Raw genomic sequence first — 23,554 nt, forward strand, 5'->3', positions numbered from 1 at the left:
CTTTAGGAACAAAACGCGGGGCGCAGGCAGGGGCGAACGCCTTCCACCCCCCGGGACCAACGGGGCAAGATCTCAGCCATGGCTGCAACAGAACCCGCCGACCGCGTCGGCCCTCCCCTCACCGGGGGCGAGCGCGAGACGCTCCGCGCGTACCTCGACTTCCACCGGGCCACCCTCGCCTGGAAGTGCGAGGGCCTGACCGACGAGGAGCTGCGCCGCCAGTCGTCCCCGCCCTCCACGCTGTCCCTGCTCGGGCTGGTGCGGCACATGGCGGAGGTGGAGCGGCACTGGTTCCGGCGCACTTTCGGCGGGGCGGACGTCCCCCACCTGTGGTCGGACACCCACGACTTCCAGGCCGCCTACGACGCCTCCGGCTCGACCCGCGACGAGGCCTTCGCGGCCTGGCGGGCGGAGGTCGAGCACTCCCGCGCGGTAGAGGAGGCCGCCGAGTCCCTCGAGGTGACGGTGCGCGTCGAGAAGTGGGAGGAGGACGCCTCGCTCCGCCTGCTCATGCTGCACATGATCCACGAGTACGCCCGCCACAACGGCCACGCGGACTTCCTCCGCGAAGCCGTCGACGGCACCACGGGCGCCTGAGGCCGGCACACCCCCTCCCCCTCCCCCCGACCTCTCACCCGCGATCCGTCGGCAGCTCCGCCAGGAATCCGGTGATCAACGCCGCCCACTCCTCCGGGAGTTCGGCGAACGGCAGGTGCCCGGTGGCCAGTTCCGCCCACCGGGCACCCGGCAGCGCGTCCGCCAGCTCCCGCTGGACCTCCAGCGGTACGAGCCCGTCGGCGGTGGTCGCGATGACGAGCGCGGGTACGTCGAGCCGTGCGAGGTCGGCGCGCAGATCGGCCCCCTTCACCAGTGCGGCGTGGTCCCCGCCGCCGGGCGGGAAGGAGGCCGCAGTGGCCCGCACGGCCTCCTCCACCTGCTCGCCGGTCAGCCCTTCCAGCACCCGCGGGCTGAGGGTGAGCGGAACGAGGAGCCGGGCGAGCAGCTCGCCCTCCCCGCGGCGGGCCAGTTCGGCCCACAGGTCGGTGACGAGTCCGAGACGGTGTCCGGCGCGGGCGAAGCTCGCCGTGAGCACGAGTCCGGTGACCCGCTGCGGGTACCGGGCGGCGAGGCGCACGGCGACGTTCCCGCCGAGGGAGTAGCCGAGGACGGCGAACCGCTCCAGCCCCTCGGCGTCGGCGGCGGCGACCAATTCGTCGACGAGCGCGTCCAGTTCCAGCGGCGCCGTGGCGCGCGGGGTCCCTCCCGTACCCGGGTAGTCCACGCCCACGACGGTGTGGCCTTCGGCCAGGACATCGAGGATCGGACCGAAGTTGGACTCGACCGAACCCCCTCCGCCATGGGCGAGGAGCAGGCCGGGGCCACCGCTCTCCTTGCGGACGGTGCGGGCGTAGGTGCCGGTCAGCGCAGTACTCATGAGGAGTCCCTCCAATTTCCGTAACGATCACTACAGAAAGAACCGTACACGCTTTAGCTAGCGATCGCTACAGAACTCTGATCTTGTACGGGTGCCGTACGGCTCGACGGCGCGTCAGCTCACCATGCCCGCGCATGGCGGCGACGCTCGACGAACTGTTCGACACGGGCCGGCTGTTGACGCGGTGATCCCGGGATTCCGCCCGGGCTGCCTTCGTCGGCGACGCCACCCGCCGACCGCCGACCGCCGACCGCCACCAGGCGGGGGCCTCATCCCCCGTCCGGCACTCCGAGGTCGGCCCTCATGGCCGCCCGCATCACCCGGAGCGAGCCCCAGATGCCCTGCTGGGCCTCCGCCGCCGCCTCCATCGACTCCCCCGGGGCCGGCTCGCCCCGCTCCAGGCGCTTCACCTGCCCGTAGACGTCCGACAGGGCATGGTGGACCAGCGTCGTGGGCGCGAGCACGGGGCCGGGGGCGATCATCTGCGCCTCGGAGTACTGGTCGCGGAAGGCGTCCTTCGCGGCGTCGAGCGCGGTCCGGTCGGCCTCCTCCACCCCGCGTTCCCTCATGGCGTGCAGATGCCGGTTGAGGGCGGTGGTGAACTGCCGGGCGTCCCGGTTGAGGCCCACGTAGCAGCTGCGCCGCAGCAGCAGGTTCTCGCGTACCGCGTCGTGACCGTGCACGAGCTCGATCTCGCGGCGCTTCGCGCGCGCCGCGCCCCGCTGGGTGAGCAGCGTGGCGCCCAGCGTGCCCGCGACACCCACCACGGCGATGACCATCGAACCGATCTCCACCGGCCCCCTCCCCGAGTCCGATTCCCCGCGCACAGTCTGCCGGACCGTCTGCCGGGAAGGTCTCGATGGGGGCGCGGAAACCGATTCCCATTGACCCCGCCAACCGCCCCACGGGAAACTGTGCACCCATCAAATACTGGGCGCTGGGGGGAAATTGACCAGCCAGAATCTTCACATCGGGCCGGACTCGGCAGCAGACCGCTACCGATTGCTCCGGTCCATCGGGCGCGGCGGGGAGGCCGTGCTCTATCTCGCGGAGATCGAGCTCGCGGGAGGGTCCGAGCCCGTCGTCGTGAAGGTGCTCGACTCCAAGACCACGATCACCCCGGACGTCTTCGACCGGATCAGCCAGAAGTGGAACGAGCAGGCCGAACTGCTGCGCTTCGTCCACCGGCCCGGTGTCGTGGGCGTACGGGAGCACTTCGAGGGGCCGCCGATCCACCGGCCCGGGGAGTCCTCGACGCTGACCGGCCGGGCCCTGGTCCTGGTCATGAACCACGTCGACGGACTCGACCTGCGGGACTGGCGGGCCGAGCGGACCCTCGCCACGGCCGCCGAGCGGCGCGAGGTGATGCGCACGCTGGAGCAGCTGGCCGACGTACTGGACTGGCTGCACTCGGGGAAGGCGACCCCGTCCGGGCGCCAGGTGATCCACGGCGACCTGTCACCCGGCAACGTCATGGTCGACGCGCACGGGCAGGCCACCCTGGTGGACTTCGGCCTCAGCAAGCTGACCGCCGACCACCAGACGGCCGAGGTGTGGTTCACCCAGGGCTATGCGGCGCCGGAGGTCTTCGAGGGCAAGCGGACCCCGGGCGCGGACCGGTACGCCTTCGGGGCCATCGCGTACTTCCTGCTGAGCGGGGAGTCCCCGCCCTCGACGCCCGAGCTGCTGGCGGGGGCCCTGGTACGGCTGCCGCAGTTCGCGGTACTGGACGCGGAGCAGCGGGCGCGGATCGCCTCCATCTACGCCGCCGACCCGCTGAAGCGTCCGGTCAACCTGGCCGGCTGGATGAAGGACATCCGCCGAGCGGTGGTGTCCACGACCTCGTCCACCTCGCAGCGGGTGGTCCAGGACGCGGTACCGGTGCCGGCCGCGCCCCCTGCCGCTCCCCCGGTTCCGGCGACGGCCCCGCCGAAGCCGGTGGCCCCGCCCCAGCAGCCGGCGCAGCCGCCGGCGGCTCCGCCGGCTCCCCCGGCCCAGCCGGTGTACGCGCCACCCCCGACCGAGCCGGTGTACACCCCGCCGCCCACCGAGCCCGCGTACAGCCCGCCGCCGGTCCAGGCGAGCGTGCCGCAGGGCTACGGTCCCGCGGCCGAGTCCCGTACGGAGCCGGCGCCCGCGCCGCCGCCGCGCAAGAAGCGGCGGACCGGGCTGGTGCTCGGGGCGCTGCTCGCCGTGCTGGTCCTGGCCGCGGCAGCGCTGGCCGGCATGGAGCTGCTCAAGGACAAGGACGCTTCCAACGAAGGCGGCGGGGACAAGCCGGCCCCGTCCGCCTCGGTTTCCTCGAGCCCGACATCGGCTCCGACCCCGACGCCCACCCCGACGCCGACGCCGACGCCCAGTGCGACACCGAGCCCGAGCACGTCCCCGACGGACGCGGTCTCACCGACCCCGCCGGGGCCGAACAGCAAGGAGGCCAGCCTGCTGGCCCTGGAGCCGCTGCGGGGGTCCCTCGGTCGCGCGGACACGGCGAAGATGGACACCAAGCGGTACAACTCGGCCTTCACCGCGCGGTGCGACACGGCCGAGTACGACATCAACAAGGACTGGGTCTCGCTCGAATTCACCGCCGGGATGGACGACGGATCGCTCGCCAAGAGCGGTCAGATCATCATCTACGGAGACGACGTCGAGCTGTTCAGCGAGTCCGTGGAACGGGGCAAGCCCGTCACCCGGACGGTGAACGTCACCGGCGTCCTGATCCTGCGCGTCGAGATGCGTACCGGATGCAGCGATCCCAACGACGTGGTCATGGCCTCCCCCATCCTCCGGCGCTGACGGCCCCGCACGGCCCGCACGCACGGCGGCCCCGCACCGGAGATCCGGTGCGGGGCCGCCGCGTGCACAAGGGGCCGGACTACTCGGAGACGCCCAGCCGCTCCAGGATGAGCTCCTTGACGCGTGCCGCGTCGGCCTGGCCGCGGGTGGTCTTCATGACCGCTCCGACCAGCGCGCCGACGGCGGCGATCTTGCCGCCGCGGATCTTGTCGGCGATGCCCGCGTTGCCCGCGATGGCCTCGTCCACGGCCGCGCCGAGCGCGCCCTCGTCCGAGACGACCTTCAGGCCGCGCTTCTCGACGACCTCGTCCGGGGTGCCCTCGCCGGCGAGGACGCCTTCGAGGACCTGGCGGGCCAGCTTGTCGTTGAGCTCACCGGCCGCCACCAGGGCCGCGACGCGCGCGACCTGGACGGGGGTGATGGGCAGCTCGTCGACGACGACGCCCTGCTCGTTGGCGTTGCGCGCCAGCTCGCCCATCCACCACTTGCGGGCGGCCGTGGAGTCGGCGCCGGCCTCGATGGTGGCGACGATGGAGTCCACCGCACCGGCGTTGAGGATCGACTGCATGTCGTGCTCGGTGACGCCCCACTCCTGGAGGAGGCGGTTGCGGCGCACGCGCGGCATCTCCGGCAGGCCGGAGCGCAGCTCCTCGACCCAGGTGCGGGCCGGGGCGATCGGGACCAGGTCGGGCTCCGGGAAGTACCGGTAGTCCTCGGCGTTGTCCTTGATGCGGCCGGCCGTGGTGGAGCCGTCCTCCTCGTGGAAGTGCCGGGTCTCCTGCACGATCGAGCCACCGGAGGAGAGCACCGCCGCGTGGCGCTGGATCTCGAAGCGGGCCGCGCGCTCGACGGAGCGCAGCGAGTTGACGTTCTTCGTCTCGCTGCGGGTGCCGAACTCGGACTCGGGGGTGGGGCGCAGCGACAGGTTGACGTCGCAGCGCATCTGGCCCTTGTCCATGCGGGCCTCGGAGACGCCGAGCGCCTTGATGACCTCGCGCAGCTCGGCGACGTACGCCTTGGCCACCTCGGGGGCGCGCTCGCCGGCGCCCTCGATCGGCTTGGTGACGATCTCGATGAGGGGGATGCCGGCGCGGTTGTAGTCCAGCAGCGAGTGGGACGCGCCGTGGATGCGACCGGTGGCGCCGCCGACGTGCAGCGACTTGCCGGTGTCCTCCTCCATGTGGGCGCGCTCGATCTCCACGCGGAAGATCTCGCCGTCCTCCAGCTGCACGTCGAGGAAGCCGTTGAAGGCGATCGGCTCGTCGTACTGGGAGGTCTGGAAGTTCTTCGGCATGTCCGGGTAGAAGTAGTTCTTCCGGGCGAAGCGGCACCACTCGGCGATCTCGCAGTTCAGCGCGAGACCGATCTTGATGGCGGACTCGATGCCGATCTCGTTGACGACCGGCAGCGCGCCGGGCAGTCCGAGGCAGACCGGGCAGGTCTGCGAGTTGGGCTCGGCGCCCAGCTCGGTCGAGCAGCCGCAGAACATCTTGGTCTTCGTGCCGAGCTCGACATGGACCTCCAGGCCCATGACGGGGTCGTACGACGCGAGGGCGTCCTCGTACGACAGCAGTTCGGTGACAGTCACAGTGGAAATTCCCTCTCAGCCCAGCAGGACGTCGTCGTCGCCGAGACGCTTCAGTTCGCGGTACAGGATCGCGAGGCCGGTGACGATGGCGGCGGCGGACACGACGGCGTCGATCAGCTTCAGCGTGTCGTGCTCGCTGCGGGCCTTCTTGGCCTGCTTGACGACGCTGAGGGCACCGAAGGCGGTGGTGCCGATGGACAGGTACGTGCCGGACTTGGACTTCCTGAAGCCCTTGGCCTTGGACAGCGCACTCGTATTGGAACTCACAGCGACGGAGCCTCCTCAAGCAGCGGGTGGCCCCAGCGCTCGACGAAGGCGGCCTCGACTGCGGCACCCACCTTGTACAGGCGGTCGTCCTTCATCGCCGGGGCGATGATCTGGAGCCCGACCGGCAGACCGTCCTCCGGGGCCAGGCCGCAGGGCAGCGACATGGCGGAGTTGCCGGCCAGGTTGGTCGGGATGGTGCACAGGTCCGCGAGGTACATGGCCAGCGGGTCGTCCGTGCGCTCGCCGATCGCGAAGGCGGTGGTGGGCGTGGTCGGGGAGACGATCACGTCGACCTGCTCGAAGGCCTTCTCGAAGTCCCGCGTGATGAGCGTGCGGACCTTCTGGGCGGAGCCGTAGTACGCGTCGTAGTAGCCGGAGCTGAGCGCGTACGTACCGAGGATGATGCGGCGCTTGACCTCGTCGCCGAAACCGGCTTCGCGGGTCAGGGCGGTGACGTCCTCGGCGGACTTGGTGCCGTCGTCGCCGACGCGCAGGCCGTAGCGCATGGCATCGAAGCGGGCCAGGTTCGAGGAGCACTCGGACGGCGCGATGAGGTAGTACGCGGCCATCGCGAGGTCGAAGGACGGGCAGTCCAGCTCCACGATCTCGGCGCCGAGCTCCTTGAGGAGGGCGACGGACTCGTTGAAGCGCTGGACGACGCCGGCCTGGTAGCCCTCGCCGGCGAACTGCTTGACGACGCCGACGCGCATGCCGGCGACGGAGCCGTTGCGGGCCGCCTCGACGACCGGCGGGACCGGGGCGTCGATGGACGTGGAGTCCATCGGGTCGTGACCGGCGATGACCTCGTGGAGGAGGGCCGCGTCCAGGACCGTACGGGCGCAGGGACCGCCCTGGTCGAGGGAGGAGGAGAAGGCCACCATGCCGTAGCGGGAGACGCCGCCGTAGGTGGGCTTCACGCCGACGGTGCCGGTGAGGGCGGCGGGCTGGCGGATGGAACCGCCGGTGTCCGTGCCGATGGCCAGCGGCGCCTGGAAGGCGGCCAGCGCGGCCGCGGAGCCGCCGCCGGAGCCGCCGGGGACCCGGGCGAGGTCCCAGGGGTTGCCGGTGGGCCCGTAGGCGCTGTTCTCGGTGGAGGACCCCATGGCGAACTCGTCCATGTTGGTCTTGCCGAGGATGACGACGTCGGCTTCCTTCAGCTTGCGCGTCAGGGTGGCGTCGTACGGCGGGATCCAGCCTTCGAGGATCTTCGAACCGACGGTGGTGGGGATCCCGACGGTGGTGAAGATGTCCTTGAGGGCGAGCGGTACGCCGGCCAGCGGGCCGAGCTCCTCGCCGCGCTCGCGCTTGGCGTCGACGGCGGCCGCCTGGGCGAGCGCGCCCTCGCGGTCGACGTGCAGGAAGGCGTTGACCTTCTCGTCGGTCGCCCCGATACGGGCCAGGTGGGCCTCGGTGACCTCGACGGCCGTGAGCTCGCCGGAGGCGATCTTCTCGGCGGTCTGGGCGGCCGTGAGCTTGATGATGTTGATGTCAGCCATGGTGATTAGTCCTCCCCCAGGATCTGCGGCACCTTGAAACGCTGCTGCTCCTGGGCGGGAGCGCCGGAAAGCGCCTGCTCGGGGGTGAGCGACGGACGGACCTCGTCCGCGCGCATGACGTTCGTCAGCGGCAGCGGGTGGGAGGTCGGCGGGACGTCTTGGTCGGCGACCTCGGAAACGCGGGCGACCGCGCCGATGATGTCGTCGAGCTGTCCAGCGAAGTGGTCGAGCTCTTCGCTCTTCAGCTCCAGACGTGCCAGCCGAGCGAGGTGGGCGACCTCCTCGCGCGTGATGCCAGGCATGCAGCGATCCTCTGGGGGTGGTGAGTGTGTAGGTTTCGGGCCCAATCCTATGGGGCCCGGCCCCCGCCCGGCGCCCCGGTTTACCCCCGGGGCGGTACGGGACCCCCGCGCGGGCCCGATTCCTCCCCTGGCGGGGCCGTCCGCGGCGGCTTGAGCGGAGCCCGCCCCCGGCCCCGGCTGTGGGTGTGCCGCTGCACGGGGCAAGGTCCCCTACCCGCCCTTCGCCCGTTCCCCGGGGCTGCACCCCGGACCCCCCTGGGGCTCCGCCCCAGACCCCGCGCCTCAAACGCCGGCGAGGCTGGATCTTTCAGCCCCTCCGGCGTTTGAGGCCTGGGCAGTCAGCTCGGCGCGGGCCGCGGTCACCGTTTCGGGGAGGGTGGCGTGGACCGTGAGGTCCGGGCGGGAGAGGGACAGCTGCGTGACCACGTCCGCGCGCCGCGGGTAGCCGGGGTCGGCCCCGACGACCAGACGGCGTCCCGGGGTGGCCGCGGCCGCGCCGAGTTCGTACAGCGTGATCGGCTGGACCGTGAGGGACGCATCGCACGCCGGGAACCAGAAGAGGGTCAGATCCGCCCGCAGCAGGTGCGCGTACTCCCATGCGATCTGGACGTCCGTCTGCGAGGGGTCGGACACGTCGAAGTCCGTCCGCCGCGGGTTGAGCACGACGAAGTCGGCCAGCCCCCGCGCCGCCTCCGGCTGCCAGTGCGGGCAGTGCGTGATCCCGCCCGCGAGGAAGACCGACGGCGGATCCCCGGGCGCGGGCCGGTGCACCTCCGGTGCTTCCACGTACCTCACTGGGACTGCGCCGCCGCGGCCGCCGTCTGCGCCGCGGCCTCCGCGGCCAGCTCCGCCGTGATGTCCGCAGGCCGCCGCCAGCCGCGTTCGCCGCGGGCCAGCAGCCAGGCCGTCGCCTCCTGCGGAGGCATGGCGGCGGCGACCAGCCAGCCCTGGACGGCGTCGCAGCCCAGGTCCCGCAGCCGCTCCCACGTCTCGTCGTCCTCGACGCCCTCCGCGACGACCAGCAGGCCGAGGGAGTGGGCGAGGTCCACCGTGCAGCGGACGATCTCCGCGTCCTGGGCGTCGACCGCGAGCCGCGCCACGAACGACCGGTCGATCTTCAGTTCGCTGACCGGCAGCCGCCGCAGGTGGACGAGGGAGGAGTAGCCCGTGCCGAAGTCGTCCAGGGACATCTTCACGCCGTGGCCGGTCAGCCCGGCCATGGTGTCGGCGGCCCGCTGCGGGTCCTCCAGGAGGACGTGTTCCGTTATCTCCAGCTGGAGCCCGCTCGCCGGGACCCCGTGCCGGGCGAGCCGCGCTGCCACGGCGCCCGCGAAGCCGGGGGTGTGGACGTCGCGCGGCGACACGTTGACGGCGACCGGGACCTTGAGGCCCTGCGCCCGCCACCGGGCGACCTGCGCGAGCGCGGTCTCCAGTACGTACTCCGTCAGGTGCGGCATCAGCCCGGAGGTCTCCGCGATCGCGATGAACTCGTCCGGCGGGACCCGCCCGCGTTCCGGGTGCACCCAGCGCACCAGCGCTTCCAGCCCGGCGACCTTGCCGTCGAACCGGACCTTCGGCTGGTAGTGCAGTTCCACCTCGCCCGCGTCCAGCGCCCTGCGCAGGTCGCCCAGCAGGCCGAGCCGGTCGGGGGTGTTGCTGTCGCGCTTGGACTCGTAGACCTCGACTCCGGTCCGGTCCCGCTTCGCCTGGTACATGGCGACATCGGCTCGGCGCAGCAGTCCCTCCGCGTCCAGCGCGTGGTCGGGGAAGACGGCGAGGCCGGCGCTGGCCTCCAGGACGAGGGTCAGACCGTCCAGGTCGAGGGGGGAGCTGAGTTCGGCGACCAGGTTGCGGGCGACCCGCTGGGCGCTGGTGGTCGAGTCGGTGAGGGGGAGGAGGACGGCGAACTCGTCGCCGCCGAGGCGGGCCGCCTCCGCGTCCTGGGGCAGGGCCTGGCGCAGCCGGTCCGCTATCTGCAGGAGCAGCCGGTCGCCGGCGAGGTGGCCGAGGGTGTCGTTGACCGCCCGGAAGCGGTCGAGGTCGATCAGGACCAGCGCCGCGCGGGTGCCCGTGCGTTCGGCCTGGTCGAGCGCGCTCCAGGCGCGTTCCAGCAGCCACTGCCGGTTCGGCAGCCCGGTGAGCGGGTCCCGCAACTGCTCCTCGGCGCGAGCCCGGGCGATCCACAGCGTGGAGTCCAGGGCGATCAGCGGTACGGCGAACAGCGGCAGCAGCACCGGCTGCGATTCGGCGACCACGCAGATCAGCGGGGCGATGCCGAGGAGCGCGACGGCGACCAGGGCCTGGCGCAGCAGTGCGGTACGGGCGACCGTGGGCAGTCCCCCGCCGCTCGGGGCGAGGGCGAGCCAGAGCAGGACGCGGGTGACGAGCAGGTAGGCGAGGGCGACGAGGATGACTTCGGGGACCGCGTCGAGCTCCCAGCCGGTGGGCAGCCAGGGGTGCTCGACGGAGGGCGACTCCCCGAAGGCGGCGAGGACGAGGGCTCCCGCGCCGATGCCGAGGATGTCGGTGGCTCCGTGCAGCAGGCCCTGGCGCCAGCGGTGCCTGCGGGCGGCGCCGACGAGGGAGACCACGGCGAGGGAGACCAGGCCGGCGGGGACCCATCCGTAGAGGATGAGGACGCCGAGGGTGAGGGCCGCGCCCGATCCGGTGCCGCCCCACCAGCGGTCGCGGCCGAGGGCGACGAGGTGGCCGACGATGATGCCGGTGAGCAGGGCGAGCGCCCAGCCGACCGGGCCGCCGGGAAACAGGGCGTGACGGCTGGTCAGTGCGGTGACGACGCCGACGCCGAGCAGGACGGCGGCGAGACCCACGATGATGAGGGGCAGCGCGGCGTGCCGGCCCGCCCGGCCGTCCGTGCCCACTCCGGTGTCGAGCGCGCGCGTTCGCGGTGCCCTGGAGCCCAGGACACCGAGCCGGCCCGTCCGCATGGACGGGAACTCCCCGCCGAAATCTGGTGACGGGTCGGCGCTTTCGGTGGGTTTCATGCCCGTCCCTCTCACAGCCGGCGATGCCGATGCCACGCGATGGCCCCGATGTCATGCCATCACGGCTGGAAGCGCGTCAAGCAGCCGTGCACGACAGGCGCACCCCTCAACAGTAGGACGCGGGAGGCGCCCAGGGGCAGCGGTCGGCGGCGGTTGCCCGAATACGACCCAGCCATCCTCATCAGTACGGTATCCGCCGAACGGGTGAGTTTGGACCAGGACCCCCCGTCGCCCGTCCGATGATCCGACAGGTCGGGGGCCCGCCACCAGCCTTGTACCGGCCTCGCATGGGCCCGGTACCGGCCGTGCGGTGCCGGGCGCCACCGCCGGGCGCGCCCGGCGCGCGCCCGCTCGTACGGCCGGACGCCACGCATCCGTTCGCCTTCGCTACTCCGCTTCGGCGTTGCCGTCCACCGGGAGCGCGGCCCCGCGCGCGGCGTCGGGGCCCTCCGCGAGCAGGACGGCGAAGCCGGCGTCGTCGAGGATGGAGAGCTTCAACTGCACTGCCTTGTCGTACTTCGAGCCGGGGTTGTCGCCGACCACGACGAAGGAGGTCTTCTTCGAGACGGACCCGGTCACCTTGGCGCCGCGACTCTGCAGGGCCTCCTTCGCGCCGTCCCGCGTGTGGCTCTGCAAAGTGCCGGTGACGACGACGGTCAGCCCCTCCAGCGGGCGCGGCCCCTCGTCCTCGCCGGAACCTTCCTCCTCCATCCGGACCCCGGCGGCCGCCCACTTGCGCAGGATCTCCTCGTGCCACGGCTCGGCGAACCACTCCTTGAGGGAGGCGGCGATGATGTCGCCGACGCCCTCGGCCGCCGTCAGCTCCTCCACGGTGGCGGCCCGGATCGCGTCGATCGACCGGAACTCACGGGCGAGGGCCTCGGCCGCGACCGGGCCGACGTGCCGGATCGACAGGCCGTTGATGATGCGGGCGAGCGGCCGGTCCTTGGCCGCCGCGATGTTCTCCAGCATCGACAGGGCGTTCTTCTTCGGCTCGCCCTTCTGGTTCGCGAAGACCGTGACGATCTTCTCCTCGCCCGTCTTCGGGTCCCGCTTGGGCAGCCCGCTGTCCGGGTCGAGGACGTAGGCCTTGATCGGCAGCAGCTGCTCGATGGTCAGGTCGAAGAGGTCGCCCTCGTCGAGCAGCGGCGGGACGGCGGGCTCCAGCGGGCCGGTCATGGCCGCCGCCGCGACCATGCCGAAGTTCTCGATGTCCAGGGACTGGCGGCCGGCCAGGTAGGCGACCCGCTCGCGCAACTGAGCCGGGCAGGACTGCGCGTTGGGGCACCGGACGTCGATGTCCCCCTCCTTCATCGGCCGCAGTTCCGTCCCGCACGCGGGGCACTCGGCCGGCATCACGAACTCCCGCTCGCTGCCGTCCCGCAGGTCGACCACCGGTCCGAGGATCTCGGGGATGACATCGCCGGCCTTGCGCAGGACGACGGTGTCCCCGATGAGCACGCCCTTGGCCTTGACGACCTCCTGGTTGTGCAGGGTCGCGAACTCGACCTCGGAGCCCGCCACCGTCACCGGCTCCACCTGGGCGTACGGGGTCACGCGCCCGGTGCGGCCCACGCCGACCTTGATGTCGATCAGCTTGGAGTTGACCTCCTCGGGCGCGTACTTCCAGGCGATGGCCCAGCGCGGGGCGCGCGCGGTGGAGCCGAGCCGGCCCTGGAGGGAGATCTCGTCGAGCTTGACTACGACGCCGTCGATCTCGTGCTCCACCGAGTGGCGGTTCTCGCCGAAGTACGCGATGAACTCGCGGACCTCGGCGAGCGTGGAGACCACCTTGTTGTGCTGGGCTGTGGGCAGGCCCCACTCGTGGAGCAGATCGTAGGCCTGCGACTGGCAGTCGATCTCGAAGCCCTCGCGGGCGCCGATGCCGTGCACGACCATGTGCAGCGGGCGGCTCGCGGTGACCTTGGGGTCCTTCTGGCGCAGCGAACCGGCCGCCGCGTTGCGCGGGTTGGCAAAGGGCTTGCCCTCGGCTTCGACGAGCCGGGCGTTGAGCTCCTCGAACTTCTCCATCGGGAAGTAGACCTCGCCGCGGATCTCGACCAGGGCGGGGATGCGGTCGCCCTTCAGCCGGTCGGGGATGTCGGCGATGGTGCGGACGTTGGGCGTGATGTCCTCGCCCGTGCGGCCGTCGCCGCGGGTGGCGGCGCGGGTCAGGCGGCCGTTCTCGTAGGTGAGGTTGACGGCGAGGCCGTCCACCTTCAGCTCGCACAGGTAGTGGTAGTCGGAGGTGTTGGCGTCCCGGGCCACGCGCTCGGCCCAGGCCGCCAGTTCCTCGTCGTCGAAGGCGTTGTCGAGGGAGAGCATCCGCTCGCGGTGCTCCACGGAGGCGAAGTCCGTCTCGTACGCCCCGGCCACCTTCTGGGTGGGCGAATCGGGCGTGCGCAGCTCCGGGTACTGCTCCTCCAGCGCTTCCAGCGAGCGCAGCAGCTTGTCGAACTCGGCGTCGCTGACGACCGGCTGGTCGTTCACGTAGTACCGGAAGCGGTGCTCCTCGACCTGCTCGGCGATCAGCGCGTGCTGCTCGCGCAGTTCCGCCGGTACGGTCGATTCGCTGCCCTGCTTCTGTTCGGCTGCCATGCCGTGTCCTCCCGTGACCCGTCTCGATCCATCACTCAGGGTTGTCGGCGAGCGACCTCGCCGCCCTGACGCAGTGCGCCTGAACCGCCCGTGCGTAGGCGGGCGAAGCACCCGCCAGACCGCACGACGGGGTGACCACGACGGACTCCGCCAGAGTCCCCGGGGTCAGCCCCAGCCTGCGCCAGAGCTTCCTGACACCCATGACGCTACCGCCCGGGTCCGACAACGGGCCGTCGGTCCCGGGCACCACTCCGGCGAAGAGTTTGGTACCCGCTTCGACGGCTTCCCCGATGGCGTCATCCTCGCGCTCGGTGAGCAAGGAGAAATCGAACGACACGCCCGAGACCCCGGCGCGTCGCAGCAGTGCGAAGGGCACCTCGGGGGCGCAGGAGTGGACGATGACCTCTCCGTCGTGGACGGCGAACAGCTCGCGCAGGGTCCCCTCGACGACCTGCCGGTCGACGGCGCGGTACGTGCGGTAGCCGCTGGCGGAGCGCACCCGGCCGAGCAGGACCGAGGTGAGGGAGGGCTCGTCGTACTGGAGGGTGATCCGGGCACCGGGGATGCGTTTGCGCACATCGGCCAGGTGCTCGCGCACGCCCTCGGCGAGGGAGCCGGCGAGGTCCCGGCAGGCGCCCGGGTCCTGGAGCATGGACTCACCGCCGTGCATCTCCAGGGAGGCGGCCAGTGTCCACGGGCCGACGGCCTGGACCTTGAGCTTCCCCTCGTACCCCTGGGTGAACTCCTCCAGGGCGTCCAGGTCCTCGCCGAGCCAGGAGCGGGCCCGCTTGCTGTCGCGGCCGGGGCGGTCGCTGATCCGCCAGCCGCTGGGCTCGACGTGCGCGTACATGTCCACGAGCAGCCCGAGGGAACGGCCGATCATGTCCGCGCCGGGGCCGCGGGCGGGCAGCTCGGCGAGGTACGGGAACTCCTCGAAGGAGCCGGTGACCGTCTTGGCGGCTTCGCGGGCGTCGCCGCCGGGGAGCGAGCCGACCCCGGTGGCCCCGCCGGTGGGGCTCGTGCTCATCGGCCGGGCCTGACGGTGAGGTCGCTGACCACGGCGTCGCGGGGCAGGTCGACGGCCATCACGATGGTGGTGGCGACGGACTCGGCGTCGATCCAGTCGGCGGCGTCGTAGGACTCGCCCTCCTGGGAGCGGACCTTCATCTGCATGGGGGTGGCGGTGCGGCCGGGGTAGACGGAGGTGACGCGGATGCCGTTCTCCTTCTCCTCCGCCCGGAGCGAGTCGGCGAGGGCCTTGAGCCCGTGCTTGGAGGCGGCGTACGCGCTCCAGTCGGCGTGGGCGGCGAGCCCGGCGCCGGAGTTCACGAAGACGACGGTGGCGTGGGAGGCGCGCAGGGTGGGCAGCAGGAGCCGGGTGACCTCGGCGGGGGCGATCAGGTTGACGTTGAGCTGCTGGTGCCAGGTCTTGGGGCGCAGCTCCCCCACCGGGCCGAGGTCCACGATGCCGGCGATGTGCAGGAGCGAGTCGATCCGCTCCGGGATCGCCTGCTTGGAGAAGGCCCACGACAGCCGGTCGGGGTCGGCGAGGTCCCCGACGAGCGCACTGGATCCGGGGTACCGGTCGGTGAGCTGCCGGGCACGGGCGGCGTCGCGGGCGAGGAGGACGAGTTCGTCGCCGCGGGCGTGCAGCCGGTCCGCGACGGCTTTGCCGATGCCGGAGCCGGCGCCGGTGATCAGATGAGTAGCCATGCCGCCATGCTCGCACCCCGGCCCGTCCCTCCACCCCCACGGCCTCGAACGCGGGCGGGGACGGGGCGGGGCGGGGCGGCTGGATCCCGCAGGGGCGATGGCCCGGCCGAGTCAGAGGGCCGAGGCGTGGGCCCGGGCGATCGCCTCGCGCGCCTCTGCCGCGTGGGAAGCCGGGAGCGGTGGGGCCAGGCCCCGGCCGACCAGGGCCTGGGGAGCGGCGGCGCGGACCGCTGCGCGGATGTCGCGGCGGGCTCCGGCCCAGCGGGCCAGCGCGGCGTCGCGCACCTCCGCCAGGGCCGCCACCCGGTCCGGCTCGCGCAGGTCCAGCACCGGAGCCCGCCGCGCGTGCTCCGCCCAGCGGTCCTCCCAGAACTCCACGGTCCACCCCGGCCACCGCTCGCCCACCTCCGCCAGGCCCGGCTGCCGGGTGGTGTGCCACCACCCCACGCGCCGCAGCCGCGGGTCCACGTGGACCCCGCCCTCGCAGGCCCCCGAGTAACCTGCGTGCGCCGGCTCCCCCGCCAGCCGCTCCAGCAGGGCCGGGCCCTCGTCCACCGGGTGGTCGCCGAGCATCGCCAGCACGTGGCAGCGCCCGCCCACCGTGACGACCAGCACCGACGGGTCGGGCTCCGCGAGCTCCGGATCGCCCGGCTCCAGCACCGGGCCGACCGTCACCCCGCTCCGGTACGTGCAGGGCTCCGCGCCCACGTACGCGCGCAGGCCGCGCTGACCGTCGTAGAGCCAGCGGATGCGCCAGTCCGGCCAGGCGAGCCGCAGCAGCTCGCATGCCGCCGCCCGGGTGCGCGTGGAGGCGAAGACGCCTTCCCAGGCGAACAGCAGCAGTACCTTCGCGTCCACGTCGACCAGGGCGCCCGCTTCACACACCTCGTCGTCGTACCAGGGGCCGGCCGCCTCCGCATGGGCCTCCGCGAACGGGACGAACGCCCGTGGCCCGGCGAGGAGATCGAGGTCCAGGCCGACGGCGCCGAAGGAGGACTCGTAGCGTCGGCGGCCGATGAGGAAGGTGGCGCGGTCCGACATCGTCAGAGGCCCGCGGCTTCGCGCAGGCTCGCGGCGGTCTTCGAGGCGTCGTAGTCCGTGGGAACGCCGTCGACGAGGATGATGTCGCCCGCGATGTGGTTCGCGCGGAGCGGGATCAGTGCCTGATAGGCCTGCGACGCGTACCATCCCCGCGCGTGCTCGATGTCGGGGAAGCCGATCAGCACGATCGTGCCGGGCCAGGTGCCTTCCATGACCTCGACCTGGCGGCCGTGGACGAGGAAGCGGCCCTCGAAGGGGTCCATGGTGGCCTGGATCTCCTCGATGTAGCGGAGGACGTCCTCGTTCATGGTCTCGGGGCGTATGTGTCCGATGGCGTAGGCGGTCATCTCGGGCCTCTTCATTCCGTGCGGGACCGGCTTGTTGGGACGATCCTGCCCGCCGGTGACCCCGGAAGCGATTACCTCCGGGGTCATCGGTGGCCGGGTGGGCCGGTGGGGGCGGCCGGTCAGCCCGCCAGGTAGGCGCGGAGGACCGTCACCTCCGAGGTGTTGCCCGAGCGGTCCGTGACCGTGCCGCGCAGGGAGACCGTGCCGCCCTTCGCGGGGGTGCGGACCTCGACCCTGCCGTGCCGGACGTGGAGCGGGCTCCAGGTGCGGCCCTCGTCGTAGGAGACCTGGACCCGCGGGGTGGCCCGGTCGGTGGCCGCCGGGCCCTGGACGGTGACCGGGAAGTTCGCCGTGCGGCCCGCGGGCAGGGTGCCGTCCAGGGCCGGGCGGGCGTCGAAGCGGACCACCGAGACCGGGAGCGGAGTCGGTTCGGCCGTCTCCTTCGAGCGGAACCGCCAGGTGGCCGTGGTCTCGGAGGAGGTCGCGGAGAGGTCCGGGCTCAGCCGGGCGGTCGTGGTGAGCTCGTAGGAGGCCTCGCCCGGTGGGACCGGGAAGGGGTTGCTCGCGTCCAGCGGAGTGTCGCTGCGGCCCGCTTCGACGCCGTCGCGGCGCAGGACGGTGCTGCCGGTGGCGTCGTGGAAGCCGCCCGCGTGGTTCGCTCCGTCGGCCAGCAGGGGTACGGAGCCCCCGATCGAGCCGCCGTCGCGGAACACGCCGTGCTCGGCGTCGGTGCGGGGGGCGAGGATCGCCGTGTTGAACCGTTCGCGGTAGGTGCGGCCGCCCTTGAAGGTGCGCCCGGGCTCCGCCTCGTAGGCCGTCTCCTCCCGCGGGAAGCCGTTGTCGTCGCGGCCGGAGCTCTGGCTGTAGAGGAGGTCCCAGGTCACCCCGTCGAGGGTGGACACGTAGAGCGTGGCCGTGGTCGGCAGCGGCCGCGAGACGGACATCGAGCTCCCGGAGCGGCTGCCCGGGAGGGCGCCCATCGCGATGACCGAGCCCTCCTTGCCCGGGGCGGACGCGCCCTGGCCGACCACGAGGGTCGCCAGGTCGCGGGGCTTCAGGTGGCGGGTGTAGCCGGTGGCGAGGTTCCGTACGGGGCCTCCGAGCGCCGCGTGGTACTCGGCCGAGGCGCCGTCCTGCCAGTGCACGTCCCACTGCTGGCGCAGCGTGCCGGCCGCGGGATCCGGGCCGAGCTGCCGGGTGCGGAAGCCGGTGAGCGAGTCGAGCCAGAAGCCGAAGTCGTACGAGGCTCCGCCCTCGCTCAGCGTGTACGTGGGCATCACGAACTGGGCCCGCGCCGACTTCGAGGGGACCGTGATCTCCACGGGCCGGGTGGTGCGCGCGTCGAGGGTGACCGTGGTGTCGGCGGTGATGTCGAGCTGCGGCTGGACGATCCAGTCGGCGCCCCGGGTGAGGTCGAGCGGGTCGACGACGAGGGCGGCGTCGAGCAGGTAGCCGCCCTTGGGGACGCGCAGGGTGACGGTGCCGGAGGGGTCGTACGCCTCGAAGCGGCGGGCCGCCGCGCCGCCCCGGACGCCCTGGACGGTGGTGGAGTGGTCCTTTGCCGGCTGCCCGTCGCGTCCGAGGTGGCGGAGCGTCAGGTCGTAGGACTCGGCCTCGCGTTCGGCGACGGCGGCCGTACGCACCCGCTGGCCGCCGTCGGTGGCCGTGGCGGTGGTGTACGCGCTGTACGTGCCGTCCGCCGTTCCGCCGATCCGGGTGTCCACGGTCAGCGCGGTCTCGGCGGTGCCGCCCGCCGGGACGGTGAGCCGGGAGGCGCCGAGGGTGAAGAAGCCCTCGGGCGCGGGCGCCCCGCCGGGGCCGGTGCCGGCCACGGCGAGGTCGAGGGTGACGGGCGCGGCGCCGAGATTGCGGTAGGTGATCTTCCGGCTCTGCGGGGTGTCGTCGGCGTGTGGCCAGGGCTGCATGTCGAAGGTCAGTGCCGTCTCCTGGGCGACCACGCTCTGGCCCAGCGCGGCGTCGACGGCGATCCGGCCGGTGCCCTGCTGGTACGGGGTGTACGCGCCGCCCTGCGCGGAGGCGGTCAGTGCACCCTTGAGCTCGGCGCCCTTCCAGTCCGGGTGCTGCTGCTTGAGCAGGGCGGCGGCCCCGGCGACGTGCGGGGTGGCCATGGAGGTGCCGGAGATGGTCAGGTACCCGGCCGGGCCCTGGCCGTTCTCGCGGTCGATGATGCTGCCGGGGGCGGCGGCCGCGGTGATGTCGACGCCCGGCGCCGTGACGTCCGGCTTGACCGCGCCGTCGCCGAGGCGCGGGCCGGTGCTGGAGAACGGGGCGAGGACCTCCGCGTCGTCGACCGCGCCGACGGTGAGCGCGGCGCTCGCGCTGCCCGGGGACTGGATGGTGCCGGGGCCGCGGCGGCCGCTGTTGCCCGCCGCGACGGCGAACAGCACGCCCTTCTCGGCGCTGAGCCGGTCCACGGCCGCTTCGACGGGGTCGAGCTGCGGGGTGTCGGGGGCGCCGAGGCTGAGGTTGACGATGTCGGCGCCTTGGGCGACGGCCCATTCCATGCCGGCGAGGATCCCGGAGTCGCTGCCGGAGCCCCTGTCGTCGAGGACCTTGCCGTTCAGGAGCTTCGCGCCGGGCGCGACCCCCTTGAAGGCGCCGCCCGAGCGGGCGCCCGTACCGGCGGCGGTGGAGGCGACGTGCGTGCCGTGGCCGACGCGGTCCACGGCGTCGGCGGACCGGGAGAAGTTCTGTTCGGCGACGACCTGGCCCACGAGGTCGGCGTGGGTGGCGTCGATGCCGGTGTCGAGTACGGCGATCTTCACACCGGTGCCGTCGTACCCGGCGGCCCAGGCCTTGTCCGCGCCGATCTGGCGGGTGCTCCTGTCCAGGGTGGCGGTGCGCACGGAGTCGAGCCAGACCGTGGCGACGCCGGGGGCGGCGGCGCGGCCGCCGGCGTCCCGGCGGGGGTCGGTGAGCGCCTCCCAGAGGGCCGCGGCGCCCCCGGGGGTCGCGCTGACGGCCTCGGCGTCGAGGGTGGGGTAGGCGCGGGTCACCTCGACCCCGTCGGCGGCCCGCAGCGCGGACCGCGCGGCGGCGGGGGCGGGGCCCTCGTAGCCGATGATCAGCTGGAGCCGGGCGGAGGGGCGGGCCAGGTACTCGGGGCGGCTCAGTTCGGTGATGTCGAAGAGGCGCGGGTCGAGCTTCCCGGCGCGGATCAGCGGCTGGGCGTCGTACGGCACGACGCTGGTGTGGCCGTTCTCGGTGTGCGTCGAGTACGGGATGTGCGCGCGGCCCTCGGCGCGTTCGAGGGAGACGGGCCTGCCGTCGGCGGCGAGGACGACGCGGTCGCCGGTGACGAGGGTGATGCGGGTGGTCGGGGCCGGTGGGGCGGCGGATTTCGCGGCGGCCCCGGCGCCTAAGGAGCCGGCCGCTGCGCCTGACGCGCCGGTCGCGGGCGCTGCGGCGGCCGGGGTGGTCAGCCCCGCCGCGAGCGCGAGGGCGGCGGCCGCCGCGATCGAGGCGGCCGCCCCCGCCCTGGAGTGGTGGTTGCGCACGTGGTTCCCCCTGAGAAGAAGACTGCAGGGCCACGCAGTATGCCGATGTCCTGACGGAGCATCAATGGTGCGCAAGTACAGAGGAGTTGGGCTGATAGATGCGCCGGTATGCGATCGGGGAGATGCCGAGCGCGGAACGCATGTGCTGGCGCAGCGAGTTCGCGGAGCCGAAGCCGGAGCGGTGCGCGACCAGGTCGACGGGGAGGTCGCTGGATTCCAGCAACTGGCGTGCCACTTCCAGGCGTTGACTGGTGAGCCACTGCACCGGGGTCATGCCGACCTCGTCGCGGAAGCGGCGGGTGAAGGTGCGCAGGCTCATCCGGGCGTGGGCGGCCAGCTCCGCCAGGGCGATCGGTTCCGTGAGGCGTTCCAGGGCCCAGGCCCGGGTGGCGGTGGTGGTGGCGACGGTGGGTTCGGGGACGGGCCGGACGATGTACTGGGCCTGCCCGCCGTCGCGCCACGGCGGGACCACGCACAGCCGCGCGGCGAGGTTGGCGACGGCGCTGCCGTGGTCGGCGCGGACGAGGTAGAGCAGCAGGTCGATGCCGGCGGCGACCCCGGCCGAGGTGAGGATGTCGCCGTCGTCGACGAAGAGGACGTCCTCGTCGAGCGCGACCCGCGGGAAGGCGCGCCGGAACTCCGGCGCGTGGACCCAGTGGGTGGTGGCGGGCCTGCCGTCGAGCAGCCCGGCGGCGGCGAGCACCTCGGAGCCGGTGCAGATCGACACGATGCGCGTGCCCGGACGGATCCGGGCGAGGGCGTCGGCGAGGGCCTGCGGCAGCGGCTCCCCGCGCAGGAGACCCGGCAAAGAGCCGGTGGGCGGGATGATCACGGTGTCGGCCGCCGCGAGGGCCTCGGGCCCGGCGCTGACGCCGATGGTGAACCCCGCGTCGGTCGCCACGGGCAGGCCGTCCGGGGTGCAGACGGTGACCTCGTACAGGAAGCTCCCGCCCTCGCCCCGGGCGTTCCCGAAGACCCGCGAGGGCATGCCGAGCTCGAACGGGGCGACGCCTTCGAGGGCGAGTACGGCTACACGGTGCATGGCCAGATTCTGTCACATGGTGGCCATTCGGCCACCACCACGCGGGTCGGCACGGGGCCAAGCTGGTGCCATCGGCCGGGGAAACCGGCAGGTGCCAGCAGATCCGGACAGCAGATCCGGACAGCAGACCGAGCACGATCAGGGAGACATTCATGCGCGCCATCGTCGTCAGCCAGTGGGGCGGACCCGAGGTACTGACCGAGACCGAGCTGGACCGCCCGGAGCCGGGCATGGGCGAGATCCAGGTACGGGTCCACGCGGCCGGGGTGAACCCGGTGGACTGGAAGACCCGGGCCTCCGGCGCCCTCATCCCCTGGGGGACCGTCCCGGCCGTCGGCTGGGACGTGTCCGGCACGGTCGAGGCCGTCGGCGCCGGCGTGACGATGTTCCGGCCGGGCGACGAGGTCTTCGGCATGCCGCGCTTCCCGCACCAGGCCGGCGCCTACGCCGAGTACGTCACGGCCCCGGCCCGGCACTTCACCCGCAAGCCCGCCGAGATCGACCACGTGCAGGCGGCGGCGCTCCCGCTGGCAGCTCTCACCGCCTGGCAGGCGCTCACCGACACCGCCGGCCTCCGGGCCGGGCAGCGGGTCCTGGTGCACGCGGCGGCGGGCGGCGTGGGGCACTTCGCCATTCAGATCGCCAAGGCCCTCGGGGCGTACGTGATCGGCACCGCCAGCGCCGCCAAGCACGAGGTGCTCCGCTCGCTCGGGGCCGACGAGCTGATCGACTACCGGACCACCGCGTTCGAGGACGCGGTGACGGAGGAGGTCGACGTGGTGATCGACGCCATCGGCGGCGACTACGGGACGCGCTCGCTGAAGGTGCTGCGCCCCGGCGGGCACCTGATCACCCTGAACGGCCCCGACCAGGTCCCGGCCACCGGCACGGAGGGCTTCCACACCGGCTGGACCCTCGTCGAGCCGGACCACGCGGGCCTGAAGGCCATCGCGGCACTGGTCTCGGAAGGCAGCCTCCGCCCGGTCGTCGACACGGTCCTGCCCCTGTCGCAGGCCGCGAAGGCCCACGAGATCGGCGAGCAGGGCCGGACCACCGGCAAGATCGTCCTGACGGTGGTCTGAGCGGCGGACCGGGGGACGGCCAGACCGGCGGACGGCCGGACGGGCTGACCGCCGGCCGGCCGACCGGACGGGCCGACCGGACGGGCCGACCGGACGGGCCGACCGGGGCCGCCGGAGCGGCCCCGACGGGTCCTGGACCTAGACCCCCGCGGTCGCCCGGGTGGTCGCGGAGATCGTGGCGGAGCCGACCACGCGGGTGCCGTCGTAGAGGACGATCGCCTGGCCGGGGGCCACGCCGCGGACCGGCTCGGTGAAGCGGACGCGCAGTTCGCCCTCCACCAGCTCCGCGAAGACCTCGGTCTCACCGCCGTGGGCGCGCAGCTGCGCGGTGTACGTGCCCGGGGCGGCGGCGGTGGAGCCGCACCAGCGGGGGCGGATCGCGGTGAGGGCGGTGACGTCGAGCGCCTCCACCGGGCCCACCGTGACGGTGTTGTTCACCGGGGAGATGTCGAGGACGTAGCGCGGCTTGCCGTCGGGGGCCGGGTGGCCGATCCGCAGGCCCTTGCGCTGGCCGATGGTGAACCCGAAGGCGCCCTCGTGGGTGCCGACCTTCTCGCCGGTGGCCTCGTCGACGATGTCGCCCTCGGCCTTGCCGAGACGGTTCGCCAGGAAGCCCTGGGTGTCGCCGTCGGCGATGAAGCAGATGTCGTGGCTGTCGGGCTTCTTCGCGACGGCCAGGCCCCGCTCCTCGGCCTCGGCGCGGATCTCTTCCTTGGTGGTCAGGGTGTCGCCGAGCGGGAACAGCGCGTGGGCGAGCTGCTTCTCGTCGAGGACGCCGAGGACGTACGACTGGTCCTTGGCCATGTCGGAGGCGCGGTGCAGCTCGCGCGTGCCGTCCTCGTTCAGGACGACGGTGGCGTAGTGGCCGGTGCAGACGGCGTCGAAGCCGAGGGCCAGGGCCTTGTCGAGCAGCGCCGCGAACTTGATCTTCTCGTTGCAGCGCAGGCAGGGGTTCGGGGTGCGTCCGGCCTCGTACTCGGCGATGAAGTCCTCGACGACGTCCTCGCGGAAGCGTTCGGCGAGGTCCCAGACGTAGAACGGGATGCCGATGACGTCGGCGGCGCGGCGGGCGTCGCGGGAGTCCTCGATCGTGCAGCAGCCGCGGGCTCCGGTCCGGAAGGACTGCGGGTTCGCGGAGAGGGCGAGGTGGACGCCGGTCACGTCGTGCCCGGCTTCGACCGCGCGGGCGGCGGCGACGGCGGAGTCCACACCGCCGGACATGGCGGCCAGGACGCGGAGGGGGCGGGGGACGCTCGGCAGGTTCTCAGTCATAGCACCGTCCAGGGTACGGGGGAACCGCGCGGGGTCACAGCGCGTTGTCGGT

19 protein-coding genes are annotated in these 23,554 nt (G+C 72.9%); 3 read left to right on the forward strand and 16 right to left on the reverse strand.

The window, feature by feature from the left end:
- Positions 1-78: 78 nt before the first annotated feature.
- The gene (locus ACE1OC_RS12655) at positions 79-597 is read left to right on the forward strand and encodes a DinB family protein (RefSeq protein WP_407837097.1); all 519 of its coding nucleotides are present in this window, start codon (positions 79-81) and stop codon (positions 595-597) included.
- 34 nt (positions 598-631) lie between these two features.
- On the opposite strand, the gene ACE1OC_RS12660 is transcribed toward ACE1OC_RS12655, so the two are convergent.
- Together ACE1OC_RS12660 and ACE1OC_RS12665 are read right to left on the reverse strand one after the other, a co-directional pair.
- The gene (locus tag ACE1OC_RS12660; RefSeq protein ID WP_407837098.1) at positions 632-1,435 is read right to left on the reverse strand and encodes an alpha/beta fold hydrolase; all 804 of its coding nucleotides are present in this window, start codon (positions 1,433-1,435) and stop codon (positions 632-634) included.
- 269 nt (positions 1,436-1,704) lie between these two features.
- Entirely contained in the window at positions 1,705-2,229 is a 525-nt protein-coding gene (locus tag ACE1OC_RS12665; RefSeq protein WP_407837099.1) for a hypothetical protein, read from the reverse strand.
- Positions 2,230-2,437: 208 nt separating this feature from the next.
- On the opposite strand from ACE1OC_RS12665, the gene ACE1OC_RS12670 reads away from it, so the two are divergent.
- The gene (locus tag ACE1OC_RS12670) at positions 2,438-4,231 is read left to right on the forward strand and encodes a protein kinase domain-containing protein (RefSeq protein WP_407837100.1); all 1,794 of its coding nucleotides are present in this window, start codon (positions 2,438-2,440) and stop codon (positions 4,229-4,231) included.
- Between the two features lie 79 nt (positions 4,232-4,310).
- On the opposite strand, the gene gatB is transcribed toward ACE1OC_RS12670, so the two are convergent.
- The 13 genes from gatB to ACE1OC_RS12735 form a co-directional block, all read right to left on the reverse strand.
- The gene (gene gatB, locus ACE1OC_RS12675) at positions 4,311-5,819 is read right to left on the reverse strand and encodes an Asp-tRNA(Asn)/Glu-tRNA(Gln) amidotransferase subunit GatB (protein ID WP_267038280.1); all 1,509 of its coding nucleotides are present in this window, start codon (positions 5,817-5,819) and stop codon (positions 4,311-4,313) included.
- Positions 5,820-5,834: 15 nt separating this feature from the next.
- Positions 5,835-6,086, reverse strand: coding sequence for a hypothetical protein (locus ACE1OC_RS12680; RefSeq protein WP_399376970.1), 252 nt, complete (start codon positions 6,084-6,086; stop codon positions 5,835-5,837).
- Positions 6,083-7,582 (reverse strand): Asp-tRNA(Asn)/Glu-tRNA(Gln) amidotransferase subunit GatA, encoded by a 1,500-nt coding sequence (gene gatA / locus ACE1OC_RS12685; protein WP_382981222.1) that lies wholly within the window; start codon positions 7,580-7,582, stop codon positions 6,083-6,085. The genes ACE1OC_RS12680 and gatA overlap by 4 nt, the downstream gene beginning before the upstream one ends.
- A 5-nt stretch (positions 7,583-7,587) precedes the next feature.
- A complete protein-coding gene (gene gatC / locus ACE1OC_RS12690; RefSeq protein ID WP_007266718.1) occupies positions 7,588-7,884 on the reverse strand; it encodes an Asp-tRNA(Asn)/Glu-tRNA(Gln) amidotransferase subunit GatC in 297 nt (98 codons plus the stop codon).
- Positions 7,885-8,166: 282 nt separating this feature from the next.
- The gene (locus ACE1OC_RS12695; RefSeq protein ID WP_407837101.1) at positions 8,167-8,670 is read right to left on the reverse strand and encodes a nucleoside 2-deoxyribosyltransferase domain-containing protein; all 504 of its coding nucleotides are present in this window, start codon (positions 8,668-8,670) and stop codon (positions 8,167-8,169) included.
- Positions 8,671-8,675: 5 nt separating this feature from the next.
- Positions 8,676-10,889 (reverse strand): putative bifunctional diguanylate cyclase/phosphodiesterase, encoded by a 2,214-nt coding sequence (locus ACE1OC_RS12700; RefSeq protein WP_407837102.1) that lies wholly within the window; start codon positions 10,887-10,889, stop codon positions 8,676-8,678.
- 387 nt (positions 10,890-11,276) lie between these two features.
- A complete protein-coding gene (gene ligA, locus ACE1OC_RS12705) occupies positions 11,277-13,487 on the reverse strand; it encodes an NAD-dependent DNA ligase LigA (protein WP_407837103.1) in 2,211 nt (736 codons plus the stop codon).
- Between the two features lie 31 nt (positions 13,488-13,518).
- Positions 13,519-14,514, reverse strand: coding sequence for a methionine synthase (locus ACE1OC_RS12710; protein WP_407837104.1), 996 nt, complete (start codon positions 14,512-14,514; stop codon positions 13,519-13,521).
- Entirely contained in the window at positions 14,511-15,200 is a 690-nt protein-coding gene (locus ACE1OC_RS12715) for an SDR family oxidoreductase (RefSeq protein ID WP_407837105.1), read from the reverse strand. Before ACE1OC_RS12715 ends, ACE1OC_RS12710 begins: the two co-directional genes overlap by 4 nt.
- Before the next feature lie 111 nt (positions 15,201-15,311).
- Complete coding sequence (locus tag ACE1OC_RS12720; protein ID WP_407837106.1) at positions 15,312-16,241, reverse strand: hypothetical protein; 930 nt, start codon at positions 16,239-16,241, stop codon at positions 15,312-15,314.
- Positions 16,242-16,243: 2 nt separating this feature from the next.
- Positions 16,244-16,675, reverse strand: coding sequence for a DUF1330 domain-containing protein (locus ACE1OC_RS12725; protein WP_407837107.1), 432 nt, complete (start codon positions 16,673-16,675; stop codon positions 16,244-16,246).
- A gap of 32 nt (positions 16,676-16,707) precedes the next feature.
- Positions 16,708-20,106: a S8 family peptidase gene (locus ACE1OC_RS12730; protein WP_407837108.1), complete on the reverse strand. Its 3,399-nt coding sequence runs from the start codon at positions 20,104-20,106 to the stop codon at positions 16,708-16,710.
- A 61-nt stretch (positions 20,107-20,167) separates the two neighbouring features.
- Positions 20,168-21,148, reverse strand: a complete 981-nt coding sequence (locus ACE1OC_RS12735; protein ID WP_407837109.1) for a GlxA family transcriptional regulator — start codon at positions 21,146-21,148, stop codon at positions 20,168-20,170.
- 152 nt (positions 21,149-21,300) lie between these two features.
- Between ACE1OC_RS12735 and ACE1OC_RS12740 the strand changes: the two genes are divergently transcribed.
- Positions 21,301-22,230 carry an NADP-dependent oxidoreductase gene (locus ACE1OC_RS12740; protein ID WP_407837110.1) on the forward strand — a complete coding sequence of 310 codons (930 nt, stop codon included), beginning with the start codon at positions 21,301-21,303 and terminating at the stop codon, positions 22,228-22,230.
- A gap of 138 nt (positions 22,231-22,368) precedes the next feature.
- Here ACE1OC_RS12740 and mnmA read toward each other — a convergent pair whose 3' ends face one another.
- Positions 22,369-23,502: a tRNA 2-thiouridine(34) synthase MnmA gene (mnmA, locus tag ACE1OC_RS12745; RefSeq protein WP_407837111.1), complete on the reverse strand. Its 1,134-nt coding sequence runs from the start codon at positions 23,500-23,502 to the stop codon at positions 22,369-22,371.
- Positions 23,503-23,554 lie beyond the last annotated feature (52 nt).

Origin of the sequence: Streptomyces stoeckheimensis (genome assembly GCF_045822005.1) — a bacterium.
Lineage (GTDB): Bacteria > Actinomycetota > Actinomycetes > Streptomycetales > Streptomycetaceae > Streptomyces > Streptomyces stoeckheimensis.